The organism is Pantoea sp. 9140 (assembly GCF_000745295.1).
Lineage (GTDB): Bacteria > Pseudomonadota > Gammaproteobacteria > Enterobacterales > Enterobacteriaceae > Pantoea > Pantoea vagans.
Genome location: NZ_JQNO01000001.1, coordinates 3073398 through 3089906, shown reverse-complemented (window position 1 = coordinate 3089906; position 16509 = coordinate 3073398). Strand labels below are relative to the sequence as shown.

The 16509-nt window shown below is 57.3% G+C and carries 7 protein-coding genes and 3 tRNA genes; 6 read left to right on the top strand and 4 right to left on the bottom strand.

The features are described 5' to 3' along the window. Positions 1-61: 61 nt before the first annotated feature. The 4 genes from recC to recD all read left to right on the top strand — a co-directional run bounded on the left by recC (position 62) and on the right by recD (position 11813). Positions 62-3439, top strand: a complete 3378-nt coding sequence (recC, locus tag FA92_RS14255) for an exodeoxyribonuclease V subunit gamma (protein WP_033783988.1) — start codon at positions 62-64, stop codon at positions 3437-3439. Positions 3440-3547: 108 nt separating this feature from the next. After that, positions 3548-6439 carry a pitrilysin gene (gene ptrA / locus FA92_RS14250; RefSeq protein ID WP_033783987.1) on the top strand — a complete coding sequence of 964 codons (2892 nt, stop codon included), beginning with the start codon at positions 3548-3550 and terminating at the stop codon, positions 6437-6439. Continuing rightward, positions 6436-9975, top strand: coding sequence for an exodeoxyribonuclease V subunit beta (recB, locus tag FA92_RS14245; protein WP_033783986.1), 3540 nt, complete (start codon positions 6436-6438; stop codon positions 9973-9975). The genes ptrA and recB overlap by 4 nt, the downstream gene beginning before the upstream one ends. Further along, on the top strand, positions 9972-11813 hold the full coding sequence (gene recD / locus FA92_RS14240; protein WP_033783985.1) for an exodeoxyribonuclease V subunit alpha: 1842 nt from the start codon (positions 9972-9974) through the stop codon (positions 11811-11813). The genes recB and recD overlap by 4 nt, the downstream gene beginning before the upstream one ends. Before the next feature lie 49 nt (positions 11814-11862). Here the strand turns inward: recD and argA are convergent, their stop codons facing one another. Next, positions 11863-13191 (bottom strand): amino-acid N-acetyltransferase, encoded by a 1329-nt coding sequence (gene argA / locus FA92_RS14235; protein WP_013358908.1) that lies wholly within the window; start codon positions 13189-13191, stop codon positions 11863-11865. Positions 13192-13423: 232 nt separating this feature from the next. Between argA and amiC the strand changes: the two genes are divergently transcribed. Further along, entirely contained in the window at positions 13424-14668 is a 1245-nt protein-coding gene (amiC, locus tag FA92_RS14230) for an N-acetylmuramoyl-L-alanine amidase AmiC (RefSeq protein ID WP_033783984.1), read from the top strand. 110 nt (positions 14669-14778) lie between these two features. Here the strand turns inward: amiC and FA92_RS14225 are convergent. The 3 genes from FA92_RS14225 to FA92_RS14215 form a co-directional block, all read right to left on the bottom strand. After that, positions 14779-14855 (bottom strand) — tRNA-Met (locus tag FA92_RS14225). A gap of 54 nt (positions 14856-14909) precedes the next feature. Further along, positions 14910-14986: transfer RNA gene (locus FA92_RS14220), tRNA-Met, on the bottom strand. Between the two features lie 59 nt (positions 14987-15045). Then, a tRNA-Met gene (locus FA92_RS14215) sits at positions 15046-15122 on the bottom strand. A 203-nt stretch (positions 15123-15325) separates the two neighbouring features. Here FA92_RS14215 and mltA point away from each other — a divergent pair. Then, on the top strand, positions 15326-16474 hold the full coding sequence (gene mltA, locus FA92_RS14210; protein WP_013358905.1) for a murein transglycosylase A: 1149 nt from the start codon (positions 15326-15328) through the stop codon (positions 16472-16474). Positions 16475-16509: the final 35 nt, after the last annotated feature.

Below are 16509 nucleotides of genomic sequence, written 5' to 3'. Positions count from 1 at the left end.
CGCGGTAAAGTGAAACAGCCGCAATACCGCAGTCACGTTCTGAGTTATCACAGGAGTTTTCATGTTTCACGTTTATCACTCAAATCAGCTTGATGTGCTGAAGATTCTGGCGGCGGCGGTGATTAAACATGATCCTCTTGATGATCCTTTCGCCTCAGAAATGGTGCTGGTGCAGAGCCCCGGAATGGCGCAATGGCTGCAGATGGAGCTGGCGCAAACCTTTGGCATTGCGGCCAATATCGAATTCCCGCTGCCTGCCAGTTTTATCTGGGAGATGTTCGTCCGCGTACTGCCCGATATCCCGGTAGAAAGTGCTTTCAGCAAGGCCAGCATGGGCTGGAAGCTGATGCATCGGCTGCCGGTGATGCTCGAACAGGAAGAGTTTGTCTCTTTACGCCACTATCTCCATGACGACGGCGACAAGCGAAAACTGTATCAGCTCAGTTCACGCGTGGCCGATCTGTTCGACCAGTATCTGGTTTATCGTGCCGACTGGCTCAACAGCTGGGAGCGTGGCGAAACCATTGACGGACTGGGCGAAGCGCAGCGCTGGCAGGCCGCACTGTGGCGCGATCTGGTAAGTTACACCCAGGCGCTGCGCCAGCCCGAATGGCACCGTGCCAACCTCTATTCGCGATTTATCCAGACGCTGGAGCAGGCGAAAACTACGCCGGAAAATCTGCCGAAACGGGTCTTCATCTGTGGTATTTCTGCGCTACCGCCAGTCTATCTGCAGGCGTTGCAGGCGCTGGGACGACACATCGACATCCATCTGCTGTTCACCAATCCCTGCCGCGACTACTGGGGCGACATTCAGGACTATGCGTTTCTGGCGAAACTGCAGAGCCGTCAGCGCCGACGTCATGGTGCCGAGGAATCACGCGGACTTTTCCGGGATGCAGAGCAGGCTCCGGCGCTGTTTAACGACGCTGGTGAACAGCAGCTCACTAACCCGCTGCTTGCCTCATGGGGCAAGCTGGGGCGCGATAACCTGTTTCTGCTCAGTCAGATGGAGTCAAACGACGATATTGATGCGTTTGTGGATGTGGAGCCAGATAACCTGCTGCACTGCATGCAGCACGATCTTCTCAACCTGCAGGATAACGCCGTCATCGGGCTGAATGCGGCGGAACTGGCGCACAGCGATCAGAAGCGCTGTCTGGATCCGGAGGACCGCTCCATTGCGGTTCAGGTCTGCCACAGCGCCCAGCGTGAAGTCGAAGTATTGCAGGATCATCTGCTGGCGATGATGGAGGCCGATCCGACGCTGAAAGCGCGTGACATTATCGTCATGGTGGCCGATATCGACGCCTACGCGCCGTTTATTCAGGCAGTGTTCGCCAACGCACCCGCCGATCGCTACCTGCCGTTTGCGATTTCAGACCGGCGGGCCAGTCAGGCGCATCCGGCCATTGTGGCATTTCTGAATCTGCTGGCATTGCCGGACAGCCGTTTTGTCTCAGAGGATGTTCTGGCGCTGCTGGATGTTCCGGCGCTGGCTGCTCACTTCTCTATTGATGAAAGTGGCCTGCGCTTACTCCGGCGCTGGGTCAGCGAATCGGGTGTGCGCTGGGGGCTGGATGATGCCAGCGTAGAAGCGCTGTCACTTCCGATTACCGGCCAGCACACCTGGCGCTTTGGCCTGCAGCGTATGCTGCTGGGCTATGCAATGGAGAGCCACAACGGGGACTGGGAAGGGATTCTGCCTTATGACGAGTCGAGTGGTCTGGTGGGGGAACTGGCGGGACATCTGGCTGAGCTGCTCTCCCGGCTTAATCACTGGCGACAGCTGCTGGCCGAACCCCGTCCGCTGGTCGCCTGGCTGCCACTGTGCCGGGAATTGCTGAACGCCTTTTTCAGCCCCGATGCAGAAACCGAGGCTGCCCTGCTGCTGGTGGAAGAGCAGTGGCAGCAATTGATCGAATATGGGATGGATGCGCGCTTTGAAGAGGCGATTCCGGTGGCGCTGCTGCGCGATGATCTGCGTAGCCGCCTTGATCAGCAGCGCATCAGCCAGCGTTTTCTGGCCGGACAGATTAACTTCTGCACCCTGATGCCGATGCGCTCCATTCCTTTTCAACTGGTTTGTCTGCTTGGCATGAACGACGGCGTCTATCCCCGGACCCTGGCACCGTTGGGCTTTGACCTGATGCAGCAGCAGTCCCGCAAAGGTGACCGCAGCCGCCGTGATGATGATCGCTATCTCTTCCTGGAGGCGATGATTTCGGCACAGCAGCAGCTCTACATCAGTTATATCGGCCGGGCGATTCAGGATAATACGGAACGCTACCCGTCGGTGCTGGTCACAGAACTGCTGGATTACATTGGACAGAGTTTTTATCTGGAGGGCGACGGTCATCTTGAGCTGGATGAAAGTGCCGAACGGGTGCGGATGCACCTGCAGCACCTGCACAGCCGGATGCCCTTTGCTGCAGAGAACTTCCAGCCCACTGCCAGATTGCAGAGTTTTGCCCGTGAGTGGCTGCCTGCGGCGCAGGGAGCAGGGCAGCCGCAACCCGATTTTGTTCAGCCGCTGGAAGCGCCGTTAATTGATGCGCTGACGCTGGAAGCGTTTCTGCGTTTCTGGCGGCATCCGGTCCGCGCCTGGTTCCACCAGCGGCTCGGCGTGAGTTTCTGGCTGGAGGAGAACGAACTGCCCGACAGCGAGCCGTTTGCGCTCGACAACCTGGAGCGTTACCAGATCAACGCGCAGCTGCTGAATGCCCTGGTCGAAGGCGAGGACACTCAGCGGCTTTATGCGCACCATCGCGCGGCCGGTAATCTGCCTTACGGCGCGTTCGGTGAGTTGTTCTGGCAGGCGCAGCGTGATGAGATGCAGGAAGTGGCTGCTGAAGTGGTCACTCAGCGCAGTGATGGCGAGAGCTGGGAAGTAAACCTGCAGCTGGAGCAGGTCAGCTTAACCGGCTGGCTGACGCAGGTGCAGAGTGACGGATTACTGCGCTGGCGGCCGGGCGTGCTCAATATGAACGACGGACTGTTACTCTGGCTGGAGCATCTGGTCTACTGCGCGCTGGGCGGCACCGGCAGCAGCCGGATGTTTGGCCGACAGCAGAGCCGCTGGTGTTTCCTCGCCGTACCGCAGGCTGAGGCGATCGCTGCGCTGAATGAATATGTCGCAGGCTATCTCGCCGGTATGCGCCAGCCGCTGATGCTGCTTAACAAGAGTGGCGGCGCGTGGCTGACCGCCAGCTATGACAAAAAAAGCCAGCAGTTGCTGACCGATGAAGCGACGCAGCTCAAAGCGCGTAATCGACTGCTGACCGCCTGGCAGGGTAACTATCAGGTTGAGGGCGAGGGCGGCGATCCCTATCTGCAGCGTCTTTGCCGTGTGCTGGATGAGCCACAACTGCAGCAGATAACTGAGGCGGCACAGCGCTGGTATTTACCGGTGCTGGCTGCACATCAGGATGATGAATAGCAGGTCAGAAGGCATTTTTGCTAGCTGGCTTATTACACAGAAATTTTGCTCTGCTTTGGGCCGCCGTGTCAGAGATTGGCGGTTTATCGGGAAACGAGAGGGGTTTACATGCGGGTACATGCACGCTGGATAGCGGCGCTATTGTTAAGCCTGGTGGCTTGCACAGCACAGGCGCAGACATCATCAGGCTGGCAGCCAGTTAACGACACTATTCGCAAAAGTGAACAGGATCCGCGCCACTATCAGGCGATCCGGCTCGACAACGGGATGACGGTGTTACTGGTTTCCGATCCTGTGGCACCGAAATCGCTGGCGGCGCTGACGCTACCGATAGGATCGCTGGACGATCCCGATCAGCAGGCGGGACTGGCACACTACCTCGAGCATATGGTGCTGATGGGCTCAAAGCGCTACCCGCAGCCGGACAACCTGGCCGAATTTCTGAAAAAGCATGGCGGCAGCCATAACGCCAGCACCGCTTCTTACCGCACCGCTTTTTACCTGGAAGTGGAAAACGATTCGCTGGAACCGGCGGTTGATCGCCTGGCGGATGCGGTGGCTGAGCCGCTGCTGGATCCGGTTAACGCCGATCGAGAACGCCACGCCGTGAACGCCGAGCTGACCATGGCGCGCTCGCGCGATGGCCTGCGCATGGCCCAGGTGGGTGCTGAAACCCTGAACCCGGCGCATCCGGCGTCACGTTTCTCGGGCGGCAATCTTGAAACACTGAAAGATAAGCCCGGCAGCAAATTGCATCAGGCGCTGCTGGATTTTTATCACAAGCATTACTCCGCCAACCTGATGAAGGCGGTGATCTACAGCAACAAACCGCTGCCAGAGATGGCATCTATTGCGGCTAAAACCTTTGGCCGGGTGCAAAATCATGACGCCAGCGTGCCGGAGATTACGGTGCCGGTGGTGACGGATGCACAGCAGGGCGTCATCATTCATTACGTTCCGGCCCAGCCGCGCAAGCAGCTCAAAATTGAATTTCGCATTGCCAATAACAGCGACAGCTTCCGCAGTAAGACCGACACGCTGATTAGCTATTTAATCAGTAACCGCAGCAAAAACACGCTGACTGACTGGCTGCAAAAGCAGGGGCTGGCCGACGGGGTCAATGCGGGCGCTGACCCGATGACCGAGCGTAACAGTGGCGTATTTGCGATTACCGCGTCACTCACTGATAAAGGCCTGGCACAGCGTGACGAAGTGGTAGCGGCCATATTCAGCTACATCAATCTGCTGCGTCAGCAGGCCGATGATAAGCGCTATTTCGATGAAGTTTCACACGTGCTGGCGCTCGACTTCCGCTATCCCTCTATCACCCGCGATATGGATTACATCGAATGGCTGGTTGATACCATGCTCCGCGTGCCGGTTGAACACACGCTGGATGCACCTTATCTGGCGGATCAGTACGATGCCGCTGCGATCAAAGCCCGGCTGGACGAGATGACCCCGCAGCATTCGCGCATCTGGTATATCAGCCCGCAGGAGCCGCATAACAAAACCGCCTATTTTGTGGATGCGCCTTATCAGGTTGAGAAGATCACGCCACAAACCTTTGCCGACTGGCAGCAACGCGCCAGCCAGATCACGCTGGCGATGCCCGTGCTGAACCCCTATATCCCGGACGACTTCACCCTGTTGCCGTCGGACGGAAAAACGTATCAGCACCCGGTGAAGCTGGATAACCATGATGGTATGCGCATTTACTGGATGCCCAGTCGTTATTACGCCAGCGAGCCTAAAGCGGCGATAACCCTGGCGTTACGCAATAAAAATGCCATCAGCGACGCCCGTCAGCAGGTGCTGTTTGGCCTGAATGACTACCTCTCCAGCCTGGCACTGGACGAGCTTAACTCGCAGGCCTCGGTGGGCGGCATCAGCTTTTCAACCGGTGAAGATCAGGGGCTGGTGTTCAGCGCCAACGGTTTCACGCAACGTCTGCCGACGCTATTGAAGAAACTGGTAGAGGGTTATGCCACCTTCCAGCCGACAGAACAGCAGCTGGAGCAGGCCAAATCCTGGTATCTGGAGCGGCTGGACGCGGCGGAAAAAGGCAAAGCGTTTGAGCAGGCGATTCAGCCGATGCAACTGCTGTCGCAGCTGCCTTATACCCAGCGCGAGACCCGCCGCAAGCTGGTCAGCACAATCTCACTTAAGGATGTGACGACCTATCGCGATACGCTGTTCCGCGATGCGACGCCAGAGATGCTGGTGGTGGGTAATCTCAGTGCTGACAGCGTGACGCAGCTGGGGCATGAGCTTAAACAGCAGATGCAGAGTAATGCGACCCGCGACTGGCACAGCCAGTATGTGACGATTAAAAAACCGCTGAAAGCCAACCTGCAACAGCAGGGTAGCAGCACCGACTCCGCTCTTGCCGCTCTTTATGTTCCACTGGGATATGGTGAATATCAGAGCATGGCGCACAGCTCGATGCTGAGCCAGATCGTTCAGCCGTGGTTCTACAATCAGCTGCGTACTAAAGAGCAGCTCGGCTATGCGGTGTTTGCCTTCCAGATGCCGGTGGGCCGACAGTGGGGTGTCGGCTTCCTGCTGCAAAGTAACAGCAAACAACCGGACTGGCTGTTGCAGCGTTATAAGGCCTTCTATCCACAGGCAGAAAAACGATTACGCAGCATGAGTAAGGCAGATTTTGCCCAGTACCAGCAGGCGATGATCAACGATTTGCAGCAGCGTCCTCAGACGCTTTTTGAGGAAGCGGATCGTTTTAGCCGCGACTTTGATCGGCAGAATGATCACTTTAATACCCGGCAAAAAGTGATCGAGCAGGTTCAGCAGTTAACCCCGGCCAGCCTGGCAGACTTTTTCCGGCAGGCCGTGATTGAACACAAGGGCATGGTAATGACCTCGCAGATTGCCGGCACCGGCACTGGCAAAACTGAATTTGCCCGCCAGCCTGGCTGGAAAACCTGGAATGAAGTGGCGCAACTGCAGCAGTCGCTGCCGGTAAAGAGTGAGACCCAATGACGCAGTTACCGCCCATCTCGCTGAATCCTTTAACGCTGCCGCTCAGAGGCGAGCGGCTGATTGAGGCGTCAGCGGGCACCGGAAAAACCTTTACCATTGGTCTGCTCTATCTGCGCCTGCTGCTGGGGCTGGGCGGAGAAAACGCTTACAGCCGCCCGCTTTCGGTAGAAGAAATTTTAGTGGTGACCTTCACCGAGGCCGCCACTGCGGAGCTGCGCGGGCGCATCCGCGAGAATATTCATCAGCTGCGTCTGGCCTGTATCCGCGGCAAAAGCAGCAACCCGATGCACCAGTTACTGCTGGAGCAGATGCCCGATTTGAGTCAGGCCGCCGCGCAGCTGCTGGCTGCTGAACGGCAGATGGATGAAGCCGCCATCTTCACCATTCACGGCTTCTGTCAGCGGATGCTCAATCTCAACGCCTTTGAATCGGGCATGCTGTTTGAGCAGGAGTTAATTGAAGATGAGCAGGCGCTGCTGAAACAGTCGACCGCCGACTTCTGGCGTCGTCAGTGCTATCCACTGAGTCTGGATGTCGCGCGGATCATTGCCGCAGAATGGAGCGGGCCCGACAGCCTGCTGACCACGCTGCGCCCCTGGCTTCAGGGAGAATCACCCAGCCTGAAACGTCCGCCCGCAGCCGATGAGACGCTGGCATCACGTCACGCCCGTAACCTGGCGCGCATTGAGGCCATCAAGCAGCAGTGGCAGGCGCTTAGCGCCGATGTTGAAGGCATGATCAGTGCCTCGGGTGTGGATAAGCGCAGCTACAGCAGTAAACATCTGCCCAACTGGGTCGCAAAAGTCACGCAGTGGGCCAGCAGTGAGACGCTGGATTATCAGCTGCCGAAAGAGCTGGAACGCTTTGGTCAGCAGGTGCTGGATGAGAAAACCAAAAAAGGTGATGCTCCGCGACACTCGCTGTTTGAGGCGATCGATCAGTTTCTGGCAGAACCCTTGTCGCTGCGCGATGTGATTATCGCGCAGGCGTTGACTGATGTGCGTACCACGGTACAGCGTGAAAAGCGGTTACGCGCGCTGTTAGGTTTTGACGATCTGCTCAGTAAACTGGATGAGGCGTTGCAGCAGCCCGGCGGCGTGTTGCTGGCAGAAACCATCCGGGCGCGTTTCCCGGTGGCCCTGATTGATGAATTCCAGGATACCGATCCACAGCAGTATCGCATCTTCCGCACGCTCTATATTAATCAGCCGGAGCAGGCGCTGTTTCTGATTGGCGATCCCAAGCAGGCAATCTACGCGTTTCGCGGCGCGGATATTTTTACCTATCTGCAGGCCAGAAGCGAAGTCAGTGCTCACTACACACTGGATACTAACTGGCGTTCTTCACCTGAGATGGTAGAGAGCGTCAACCGCCTTTTTTCTCAGCTCGATTCACCTTTCCTGTTTTCGGCGATTCCCTTTCTGCCGGTGAAACCTGCTGCGCCCAACGAGTCACTGAAGCTGATTTTTGATGAGCAGCAGCAACCGGCATTACGTTTCTGGCTGCAGCCTGGCGAGGGGGTCGGCAACAGTGACTACCAGCAGTTTATGGCGCAGCAGTGTGCCGCCGATATCAGCCGCTGGCTGGTGGCAGGACAGCAGGGACGAGCCTGGCTGGGTAAAGGTGAGGCGCTGCAGCCAGTGCGGGCTTCCGATATCACTGTGCTGGTGCGCAGTCGCAATGAGGCCGGCTTAATTCGCGACGCGCTGAATGCACTGTCGATTCCGTCGGTCTATCTCTCCAGCCGGGACAGCGTCTACACCACGCCGGAAGCGCGCGAATTACTCTGGTTGCTGCAGGCGATACAGGCACCGGAACAGGAACGGCTGCTGCGTAGCGCGCTGGCGACCTCTATTTTTGCCATCGATGCGGCGACGCTGGACGCGCTGACACAGAATGAGCGCGAGTGGGATGCGCTGGTGGAGCAGTTTGCCGTCTGGCAGCAGCTGTGGCATCAGCGCGGCGTGTTACCGATGCTGCGTGATGTGATGATCAAGCGGCAACTGGCGGAGAATATGCTGGCCTCGGAGAACGGTGAACGTCGCCTGACTGACCTGATGCATCTGGGTGAACTGCTGCAGGAGGCCTCGGTGCAGCTGGAGAGTCCGCACGCGCTGGTACGCTTCCTGGCGCAGCAGATTGCCCGGCCAAACAGCCAGGCCTCCAGCCAGCAGCTGCGTCTGGAAAGCGACCGCCATCTGGTGCAGATCATCACCATCCATAAATCAAAAGGGCTGCAGTATCCGCTGGTCTGGCTGCCGTTTGCTGCAGGGTTCCGCGAGGCGGCCAGCGCGCTCTATCACGATCGCGACAACTTCACGGCGCTGCTCGATGTGCAGGGTGATGCGCAGAGCCTGGCGCTGGCCGAAGAGGAGCGTCTGGCAGAGGATCTGCGTCTGCTCTACGTGGCGCTGACCCGTTCCGTTTATCACTGCAGCGTTGGCATTGCACCGCTGATCAAAGGCACCCGTAAAAAAGAGGGCGAAAGCGATCTCCACAAGAGCGCACTGGGCTACCTGGTGCAGCAGGGGCAGGCGGCCGATGCGCAGCAGCTCAGCCAGCGACTCAATGCATTAACCGGTGAAGGGATTGCACTGGTTGAAGAAGATCTGCTGCCGGGCGAAATGTGGCGGGACGCTGAGCAGGGTGATGAGGCGCTAAGCAGCCGCGACGTGACCCGCGCCCTGGCGGATGTCTGGCGGGTAACCAGTTACTCCGGTCTTCAACAGCATCACAGTTCGCCACTGCTGGATGCGCTCCCTAACTTCGATATCGACGCAGCGGGCGAAGAAGAAAATGGTGAAGAAGCGGCACTGACGCCGCATCACTTTCCTCGCGGAGCGGCACCCGGCACCTTCCTGCACGGTCTGTTTGAGTCGATCGACTTTACCGAACCGCCGGATCGCATCTGGCTGGAAGATCAGCTGCAGCACAATGGTTACCCGCTGAGCTGGTTACCGGTCATTGAACAGTGGATTGATCGGGTGTTACATACCCCGCTCAACGTCGAGGGGCTGACGCTGTCGGCAATCAAAAGCAGCGAACGGCTCATCGAGATGGAGTTTTATCTGCCGATCAACAATCTGCTGACGGCGGCGGATCTTGACGGTCTGCTGCGTCGTCACGATACACTCTCTCAGCAGGCCGCTCCGCTGGATTTCCGCCAGGTGCGCGGCATGCTGAAGGGCTTTATCGATCTGGTCTTCCGCTGGCAGGGAAAATATTATCTGCTCGATTATAAATCGAACTGGCTGGGAGAGAGTCACGCCGCTTATACGCCCGAGGCGATGGCGCAGGCGATGATTGGCCACCGCTACGATCTGCAGTATCAGCTCTATACGCTGGCGCTGCATCGCTATCTGCAGCATCGCCTGCCGGACTATGACTATCAGCACCATTTTGGTGGGGTGTTTTATCTGTTTTTACGCGGGATGGATGGCAGCTCGGCGGACAACGGCATTTTTGCCACCCGACCTTCCGAAGCTTTTGTGGAAGAGATTAATGCGCTGTTTGGTGAAACCGGGGAGATGCTATGAGTGACATGCTGAGTCTGCTGCTGCAGGCGGTTGAGAAGCGTCTCCTGCGGCCGCTGGATATTCAGTTTGCCCGTCTGGTGGCGACAGAATCACAACCTGCGCTGCTGCTGGCGGCCGCCTGCGTCAGCGCAGAGGCGGGAGAAGGTCACGTCTGTCTGCCGCTGAACAACCTCTGTGAAGACAGTCTGTTTGCCGGGCGTCAGCCTGCGCTGGCCCAGGCCATCTGGCAGGCAGCGGGTAAGCCGGATGACTGGCCATCACTCCTGGCAGACTGGTCGGCGGTCAGTAATGGCAGTCGGGTGACGCCGCTGGTGCTGAGCAACCAACGTTTGTATCTGCATCGGCTATGGCACAGTGAAGGCCGGGTCGCCGATTTTTTTGCTGCTCAGGACGTGAAAACCGCGTTTGATATGCGTGCCGCGGGTGACGTGCTGAACAGTCTGTTTGGTGACCAGCCGGAGAACTGGCAGAAAATTGCTGCGGCCGTGGCGCTGACCCGCAAGACAGCGGTAATTTCCGGCGGGCCGGGCACCGGTAAAACCACCACCGTGGCGAAACTCCTCGCCGCCCTGATTCGGCTGAATCCCGGCGCGCTGCGGATTCAGCTGGCAGCACCGACAGGCAAAGCCGCTGCGCGACTGACCGAGTCGCTGGGCAGGGCGCTGCAGGATCTGGCGGTCAGCGACGAAGAGCGGCGGCGTTTTCCCGGCGAAGCCACCACGCTGCATCGCCTGCTGGGCGCACAGCCCGATACCCAGAGATTGCGCTACCATGCCGGTAACCCACTGCATCTTGATGTGCTGGTAGTGGATGAAGCGTCGATGGTCGATCTCTCGATGATGGCAAAACTGATCGCCGCGCTGCCTGCCCATGCCCGCGTGGTGTTTCTGGGCGACCGCGATCAGCTCGCCTCCGTTGAAGCTGGTGCGGTGCTGGGCGATATCTGCCGCTGCACGGAAAGCGGCTACAGCCTGGCGCGGGCCGAACAGCTCGCCCTGCTGACCGGCTGTACGTTGCAGGGCAGTGACGATGGACAGGCACCGGTCGTGCGCGACAGCATCTGCCTGCTGCAGAAAAGTTATCGTTTTGACGCTTCATCCGGCATCGGCCAGCTCGCAAAAGCGATCAACCTTGGTGATGCAGAGCAGGTCAGGGCGGTATTTGCTGCGGCCCATGACGATGTCAGTTACCAGACGCTGAACAGCGCGGAAGCGTATCAGGTGATGCTGGATGAGGTCGCACAGGGCTATCAGCCCTTCCTGCAGCTTATCCGACAGCAGGCGGATCCTGCTGAGGTGATTGCCGCCTTTGGCCGTTATCAGCTGCTGTGTGCGTTACGTGACGGGCCATTTGGCGTGCAGGGCCTGAACCAGCGTATTGAGCAGCGACTGATGCAGCTGCAGCGCATCCGGCGTCCTGGTATCGGCAGTCGCTGGTATGCCGGGCGTCCGGTGATGATCACCCGAAATGACAGTGCGCTCGGCCTGTTTAACGGTGATATCGGCATTACGCTGCGGGATGAAGAGGGTAACCTGAAGGTCTTTTTCCCGCTGCCGGATGGGTCAATCAAGGCGATCCAGCCGAGCCGGTTACCTTCACATGAAACGGCCTGGGTGATGACGGTGCATAAATCGCAGGGGTCGGAGTTCGACCACACTGCGCTGGTGATGCCGACGCAGTTTCTGCCGGTGCTGACCCGAGAACTGGTCTATACCGCGATTACCCGCGCACGTAAGCAACTGACCATTTACAGCGAACCGGGCGTATTTCAGCGCGCCGTGCAGCTGCAGACGCAGCGACGCAGCGGTCTGGTGGAACGACTGGGTGAAACCGGCTGAGAAGAAGGGGGACAGTCCACGCCAGGTGGCCTGTCCCTTCATGATTGAATCAGGTGAGGTCGGCCATCAGCACCTTGGAACGGCGCTGATAGTTGTACATCTCTTTTTTACTCTCGGGCAGTGACTCGATATCAACCGGCGTAAAGCCGCGCTCCTGGAACCAGTGGATGCTGCGCGTGGTTAACACAAACAGCTTTTGCAGTCCCATCTGCTTCGCCTGTAATGCCACGCGCTGCAGCAGCATTTCTCCGCGTGAGGAGCTGCGATAGTCAGGATGAACCGCCACACAGGCCATCTCGCCAATCTTCTCATCCATAAACGGATAGAGGGCGGCACAGGCGATGGTCAGATTGTCACGCTGAATAATCGTGAACTTATCGATCTCCATCTCCAGCTGCTCGCGTGAGCGACGCACCAGAATACCCTGCTGCTCCAGCGGACGGATCAGTTCGAGGATACCGCCGATGTCGTTGATATTGGCACGACGAATCTGCTCGGCCGACTCCATCACAATCTGCGTACCGATACCGTCGCGTGAGAAGAGCTCCTGCAACAGTGCGCCATCTTCCTGGTAGCTGATGAGATGGCTGCGGCGCACGCCACTGCGGCAGGCTTTCACCGCACCGCGCAGGAAGCGGACCGTGCCAGAAAGATAATCACCTTCTTTTTCAATCTCGTCGATGCGGGCCTGCGCATCGTTCGGGAACAGCTCGGAAATGATTTCACCGTCGCTGTTCAGCACACCCTGCTCGGAGCAGAAGCCGATCATTTTTTCGGCTTTGAGCTTAATCGCCAGTTGGGTAGCCACTTCTTCTGAAGTCAGATTAAAGCTCTCGCCGGTCACAGAGACCGCCACCGGTCCCATCAGCACGATGGCATCGTTATCCAGCTGGCGATGAATCGCCTCTTCATCGATACGACGGATACGCCCGCTGTGGCAGTAATCCACGCCATCATCCACGCCCAGCGGCTGCGAAATAATGAAGTTGCCGCTGACCACATTGATATGCGCGCCCTGCAGTGGGGTATTGTTAAGACTCATTGAGAGGCGGGCAGTGATATCTAACTGCAACCGACCGGCAGCCTGCTTCACTAACTCCAGCGATTGCGCGTCGGTCACCCGGGTAAATTTATGATAAACCGGTTCCAGCTGCTGCTGAGCCAGGCTGGCGTCTATCTGTGGCCGTGCGCCATAAACCACCACCAGGCGGATGCCCAGGCTGTGCAGCAGGCCGATGTCGTTAACGATGCCAGAGAAGTTCTCATGCTCAATCGCTTCGCCACCCAGCATGATGACAAAGGTTTTACCCCGGTGGGCATTGATATAGGGAACGGTATGGCGAAAACCCTGAACCAGTTCAGTACTACGTTCCTTCACGGCCAACCCTCAGTGAATGTTTATTCGTATTTTCTGTATTTTTATGCTTTCACGCACGATTTTGCAAGTCTTAATCCTGACGAAAATTTACGTTTTTATGGGTGTCAAAGCCGCTAACAGCCTGCATTATTTAGGGTTTCCGGGATGACATCATCCTGCGGATTGGATAAAGTTTTCGCCGCCATTTGATTAACTGGCGATTTTTTAGACATAACACAGCAGCTGGAGCGGCATGTCAGACGGTAATTCCCATTTTTCACGCAGACGTTTTTTACAGGGGACAGGCGCCTTACTGCTGTTGAGCGTCAGCCGCACAGGCCTGGCGGCAAAAAACCACATTGTGGCGGTGCGTATCTGGCCCTCATCCACCTATTCGCGTATGACGCTGGAGTCCAGTGTCGCGCTGAAATACAAGCAGTTTGCGCTGAGCAATCCCGAACGTCTCGTCATAGATATTCAGGACCTGCATCTTAATTCGGCCCTGAAAGGGGTGGATAAGCAGGTACGGGTCGACGATCCTTTTATCAAAAATGCCCGGGTCGGCCAGTTCGACAGCAACACGGTGCGCGTTGTTCTGGAGCTGAAGCGCAACGTCGCACCGAAGATCTTTAATCTGGCACCGGTCGCCGGGATCAATCACCGGCTGGTGGTCGATCTCTATCCGACCCAGAACCATGTGGAAGACGATCCGCTGCTGGCTCTGCTGAAAGATTATAATCAGGGCGATCTGGACAAGGATGAAGGGGTGCAGGCGCCGTTACCCGGCAAAGCGGGACGCGATCGTCCGATTATCATCATGATCGATCCCGGTCACGGTGGAGAAGACCCTGGCGCGCACGGCAAATATAAGACCCGTGAGAAAGATATTGTGCTGAAGATCGGACGGCGGCTCAAAGCGCTGATCGATAAAGAGCCCCACATGAAAGCCTATATGACGCGCAATGAAGATGTCTTTATTCCGCTGCGCGTCCGGGTCGCTAAAGCCCGTAAACAGCGTGCCGATCTCTTTGTGTCTATCCATGCGGATGCCTTTACCAGTCGGGCAGCACGCGGCTCTTCGGTGTTTGCCTTATCCACCAGCGGTGCCACTTCAGCCGCCGCCCGTTTCCTGGCGCAGACCCAGAATGAATCAGACCTGATTGGCGGCGTCAGCAAAAGCGGCGACCGCTATCTTGATCACACCATGTTCGACATGGTGCAGCGTCAGACGATTCATGACAGCCTGAAGTTTGGTAAAGAGGTGCTGCATCGTATGGGGCGCATCAACCATCTGCACAAACGCACCGTGGATCAGGCTGGCTTTGCGGTGCTGAAAGCCCCGGATATCCCGTCAATCCTGGTAGAAACCGCGTTCATCAGTAATGTGGAAGAGGAGCGGAAGCTGCGAACCACCCGCTATCAGCATCAGGTGGCAGAGGCGATTCTGAACGGTATCAAAGCGTATGTAGAGAGTGGGGCGGCACTGGCCCATCGGTAAAGGTGTGCGGGTAGTCACGGCTATCCGCGCATTTATCTGCGGGAAAGAGGCTTAAGAGGAATTTACGAACGGCAGAAACAAAAAAACACCCTTTCAGGTGTTTAAATGATTGGTTGCGGGGGCCGGATTTGAACCGACGACCTTCGGGTTATGAGCCCGACGAGCTACCAGGCTGCTCCACCCCGCGTCCGTATCATACTTATTTCACATTGTGACTTCTGTAAAACGACTGCAGAAGTATTGGTTGCGGGGGCCGGATTTGAACCGACGACCTTCGGGTTATGAGCCCGACGAGCTACCAGGCTGCTCCACCCCGCGTCCGTGTTGCTTCTATTACTTCTCACACTGTGACTTCTGTAAAACTGCTGCAGAAGTATTGGTTGCGGGGGCCGGATTTGAACCGACGACCTTCGGGTTATGAGCCCGACGAGCTACCAGGCTGCTCCACCCCGCGTCCGTGGAAGCGCACTATACTCTCCGCGCTAATTCATGCAACCCCTTTTTAAAGATAAAAGCCAAATTAACAGCCAGTTGCTGAAGGATTCAGCCATCTGATTAATTATTGAACTGATATGCGCTACGTCAAAGCGGATGCATTTCATTCTGTCGGGGGCTTTGCTATCGTCGCGGGGCGAACAGTTATAAAAAGAGAAGAGAATGAAATCACATTGGGTGAAGTATGCACTCACTGGCGCGTTAATCACGCTGCTGGCGGCCTGTAGCTCTAAACCGACCGATCGCGGTCAGCAATATAAAGATGGCAAACTGGAACAGCCGCTGGCGCTGGTGAATCAGCCCAATGCTAAAGGCGCGCCGGTTAATGGCAAAGACTTTGGCGATCAGGTGCGCCAGATTCAGTCCGCCTCATCCGCTCTTTATAGTCGTCAGAACGGCACTTACAGCGCCATTGAAAGCTGGCTGATGGCGGGTGCTGATACCCGGCAGCTTCGCCAGTATGGCCTGAATGCCTGGCAGATGGAGGGCACGGATAACTACGGTAATGTGCAGTTCACCGGTTACTACACGCCGGTCGTGGAAGCGCGTTACACCCGTCAGGGCGAATTCCAGTATCCAATCTACCGTATGCCGCCGCGCAAACGCGGAGAGAAATTACCGAGCCGCGCCTCTATCTATAGTGGCGGACTTGATGACCGCTACGTCATTGCCTACAGCAACTCGCTGATTGATAACTTCATGATGGATGTGCAGGGCAGTGGTTACGTCGACTTTGGCGATGGCCGCCCGATGACCTTCTTTGGTTACGCCGGTAAAAATGGCTGGGGCTACCACAGTATTGGTAAAGAGCTGATCGACCGTGGTGAAGTGAAGCGCGAAGATATGTCGATGCAGGCGATTCGCCAGTGGGCGCAGGAGCACTCACCGCAGGAAGTGCGTGCGCTGCTGGAAACCAACCCGTCATTCGTCTTCTTTAAGGCTGAGCCGTTTACGCCGGTGCGCGGTGCCAGCGCCGTTCCGCTGGTAGCGAAAGCCTCGGTGGCTTCTGACCGCTCAATTATTCCGGCGGGCACGGTGCTGCTGGCAGAAGTGCCGCAGTTGAATGAGAAGGGCAAATTCAACGGCAAATATGAGATGCGCCTGATGGTGGCGCTCGATGTGGGTGGCGCGATTAAGGGACAACACTTTGATATCTATCAGGGTATCGGCCCGGATGCCGCGCATCTGGCGGGCTTCTATAATCACTACGGACGCGTCTGGGTAATCAAAGCCGCACCGGGTGCCGGACAGCCGCTGTTCTCCAGCCCGCAAAACGGTAATAATGGTTCACTACTTCTCGGCTCTAACTAATGTCTTCTCTGCGGGCCTCCGGGCCCGCACGACGT

What these genes read in the sequence shown, in the direction of transcription:
- ptrA (WP_033783987.1), top strand. Translation starts at nt 3,548, where the DNA reads ATGCGGGTACATGCACGCTGGATAGCGGCGCTATTGTTAAGCCTGGTG.
- recC (WP_033783988.1), top strand. Translation starts at nt 62, where the DNA reads ATGTTTCACGTTTATCACTCAAATCAGCTTGATGTGCTGAAGATTCTG.
- mltA (WP_013358905.1), top strand. Translation starts at nt 15,326, where the DNA reads ATGAAATCACATTGGGTGAAGTATGCACTCACTGGCGCGTTAATCACG.
- recB (WP_033783986.1), top strand. Translation starts at nt 6,436, where the DNA reads ATGACGCAGTTACCGCCCATCTCGCTGAATCCTTTAACGCTGCCGCTC.
- recD (WP_033783985.1), top strand. Translation starts at nt 9,972, where the DNA reads ATGAGTGACATGCTGAGTCTGCTGCTGCAGGCGGTTGAGAAGCGTCTC.
- amiC (WP_033783984.1), top strand. Translation starts at nt 13,424, where the DNA reads ATGTCAGACGGTAATTCCCATTTTTCACGCAGACGTTTTTTACAGGGG.